The sequence below is a fragment of the Nocardiopsis lucentensis DSM 44048 genome, from assembly GCF_000341125.1.
Lineage (GTDB): Bacteria > Actinomycetota > Actinomycetes > Streptosporangiales > Streptosporangiaceae > Nocardiopsis > Nocardiopsis lucentensis.
The window spans coordinates 1-2,858 of the sequence record NZ_ANBC01000353.1; the positions used below are offsets into that span (position 1 = coordinate 1).

Genomic DNA, 2,858 nt, shown 5'->3' on the forward strand with positions numbered 1-2,858 from the left:
GCCATGGTCAGGGCCGAGGAGGTCCTGACCAACGCCGGGTTCGGCGAGCACATGGTGGAGGCGGTGTTCGCGGCCCTGTCGACACTGGTCTACGCCGATCAGCTCGACCGGGCCGCCTACTGGAGTCAGTCGCTGCTCGGCGCGGCGGACCGGTCCCCGCTCTGGACCGGGCAGGCCCACATGATGCGTGCCGAGATCGCGTTGCGCCGGGGCGACCTGGGGCTGGCCCGCCACCACGCGCGGGCGGCGCTGTCGTCGCTGCCCCTCCCCGGCTGGGGCGCGATGGCCGGACTGCCGTTGAGCCACCTCCTGCTGGTCGCCGAGGCCACGGGTGACCGGCAGGAGGGCGCCGGGGTCATGGCCGAACGGGTGAGCGAGGTCGTCCTGAGGTCCCGCTTCGGGCTGCACTACCTGTACGCCCGCGGGCACCACCACCTCAACGCAGGACGGGACCAGAGCGCCCTGGCGGACTTCACCCTCTGCGGTGAACTGATGGTCGGATGGGGTCTGGACACGCCCTCCCTGGTGCCCTGGAGGGGCGGCGCCGCGAGGGCCCGACAACGGCTCGGCGCCACCGACACCGCCCGGGAACTGGTGCTGGAGCAGCAGGCGCTGGTGGGGCCGGAGCGTCACCGGACCCGGGGCATCGCCCTGCGGGACCTGGCGGCCACGCTGCCCCCGGCCGAGCGGGTGCCGGTGTTGGACGAGGCCGTGCGCGTACTGGACCGGGCCCCGGACGCGCTGGAGGCGACGCGGGCGCGGCTGGAGCTGGCCGACGCCCGGGAGTCCCTGGGTGAGGCCGCGGAGGCGGCCGGTCTGCGCGAGAGGGCGCGGCGCCACCGGATCGGCGCCGCGACACCGACCGCGGGGGACGGCGCCGTTCCCCCGCCCGCCCTCCCCCGCGCCGGGGCCCGGATCCCGGCGCGGCCGACGACGGCCGGGCTGACCAAGGCCGAGACCCGGGTGGCGGTGCTCGCGGCCCGGGGGCTGACCAACCGCCAGATCTCCACCAGGCTGCACGTCACGGTCAGCACGGTGGAACAGCACCTGACACGGATCTACCGCAAGCTCTCCATCACCGACCGCCGACGGATCACGGACGTGGTCGCCCGGGAGCACGACATGGCGCTCTAGTTCTTGGGCGTGCCGCTTCGCTTCGACCCGCCCGGAGGCCGCTCCGGGCGGGTCGGGCACCCTCGGCGAACGCCTGGCGGCACGGCGCCCACCTGAAGGGCCCCGACGGTGCCCGAACCGCCTCCGGCCCGGTCGTCACTCGGCCGCGGCTCCGGACTCGACCAGCTTCTTGAGGGCGCGGTTCATCTCGACGAAGCCCTCCTCGGTGCGCTTCAGGGTGCCCTTGACCAGGGGCACCAGGAGTCCGGTGAACGTCTCCCTGTGGATCAGGACGGTTCCGTCGCCGGAGGGGGCCAGTCGGAACTCGTGGACGGCTCGGGCCAACCACGCGGCGCCGACGGTCCCCTCCCAGCACAGCGCGCGACCGGGTTCGGCCACGGTGATCACCGGTTCGTGCCTGCTCTGGCCGCCACCGGGGAGGACCATCCGGAACGCGATGCGCTCACCGACCGCGGCTGCGCCGTCGGCCTCGACGATGACGGGGTTCCACTCGCGGTAGCGCCCCAGGGCGGCCAGGGCCTCCCACACCCGTTCGGGTGCGGCGTCGATGCTCTGGCGGGTCTCGATCACGTGCATGGCGGGTCTCCTCGGCGGGTGCGGGTCGGTGCGGCGGTGGTTTCAGGTCCGGCCGACGGGGGCGGGCAGCGCCGCCCGGACGTCGGCGGCCAGGGCGCGGGCCAACCGGTCCGGCCCGTGGTCGGCGAAGTAGAAGTGCCCTCCGGGCAGGGTGCGGTGGGTGAACGCGGTGCTGGTCTCGTCCGCCCAGGCGGCCACGTCCCCGACGGGTGCCCACGGGTCGCGGTCGCCCGCGTAGGCGGACACCGGGCAGGCCAGCGGCGCCCTGCCGGGATCGGGCCGGTGGGAGGCGACCGCTCCCAGGTCGGCGCGGACCAGGCGCAGGAACCTGTGACGGAACTCGGGGACCTGGGCGATCCGTTTCGGCATGCCGCCGCCCACCGTGTCCAGGGCGGCCAGCAGGGCGTCGTCGTCGAGTCGGTGGACGCCGTGGACGCCCTGGGACTGGTGGTCGGGCGCGACCCGGCCGGAGACGCCCAGCCACAGGGGCCGGTGTCCGCGTGCGGTGAGGGTGCGCGCGACCTCGTGGGCGAGGACGGCGCCGAGGCTGTGTCCGAACAGCGCGAACGGACCGTCGATCTCCGGTTCCAGCTCGGCGACCGCGCGCCGCGCCATCGACGCCATGTCGGTGAGCGGGGGCTCGGAGTTGCGGCGGCCGTGTCCGGGCAGGTCGTACAGCAGCGGTTCCCAGTCCTGGGGTAGCGCCCGGGCGAGTGGGAAGAGGCCCGCGGCGGACCCTCCGGCGTGGTGGAACACGAACAGGCGCAGCTCGGCGTCGACCACCGTGCGCGGGCGGGTGAAGGGGGTGGTCATACGGTCGCCTCCTGTCGGGGCCGGTCCGCCACGGCCTCGGCGATGCGGTCGGCCAGTCCGGCCACGAGCGCGCCGACGGTGGCCTCCGTGTCGAAGCCCTCCAGGGGGATCTCGCACCCGAAGCGCTGCTCCACGCTGGTGAGCAGCATCATCGCGGTGAAGGAGTCGCCGCCCACCTCCAGGAAGGCGCTGTCGGGATCGACCGCCTCCTCCGCGTGCAGGACCGTGGCGAGTTCGTCGTGGAGGAAGGCGGTGATCTCGGCGCGGTCGACCCCGGCCGCACCGGACTCCCGGTCCGGGGCGGCCGTGCCCGTGGCCGTGCCGGTCCGGGGCTC

At 74.8% G+C, this 2,858-nt stretch carries 4 protein-coding genes; 1 reads left to right on the forward strand and 3 read right to left on the reverse strand.

Annotated features, from left to right (window positions below):
• On the forward strand, window positions 1–1,134 hold a 1,134-nt coding region (locus tag D471_RS0112355; RefSeq protein ID WP_017598903.1), incomplete at its 5' end, for a helix-turn-helix transcriptional regulator.
• Between the two features lie 135 nt (window positions 1,135–1,269).
• Here D471_RS0112355 and D471_RS0112360 read toward each other — a convergent pair.
• The 3 genes from D471_RS0112360 to D471_RS34100 form a co-directional block, all read right to left on the reverse strand.
• The gene (locus D471_RS0112360; RefSeq protein ID WP_017598904.1) at window positions 1,270–1,710 is read right to left on the reverse strand and encodes an SRPBCC domain-containing protein; all 441 of its coding nucleotides are present in this window, start codon (window positions 1,708–1,710) and stop codon (window positions 1,270–1,272) included.
• Window positions 1,711–1,752: 42 nt separating this feature from the next.
• Window positions 1,753–2,523: a thioesterase II family protein gene (locus D471_RS0112365; RefSeq protein WP_017598905.1), complete on the reverse strand. Its 771-nt coding sequence runs from the start codon at window positions 2,521–2,523 to the stop codon at window positions 1,753–1,755.
• Window positions 2,520–2,858, reverse strand: a 339-nt coding sequence (locus D471_RS34100; protein WP_017598906.1) for an acyl carrier protein, incomplete at its 5' end; no start/stop codon positions are given. The genes D471_RS0112365 and D471_RS34100, both read right to left, overlap by 4 nt.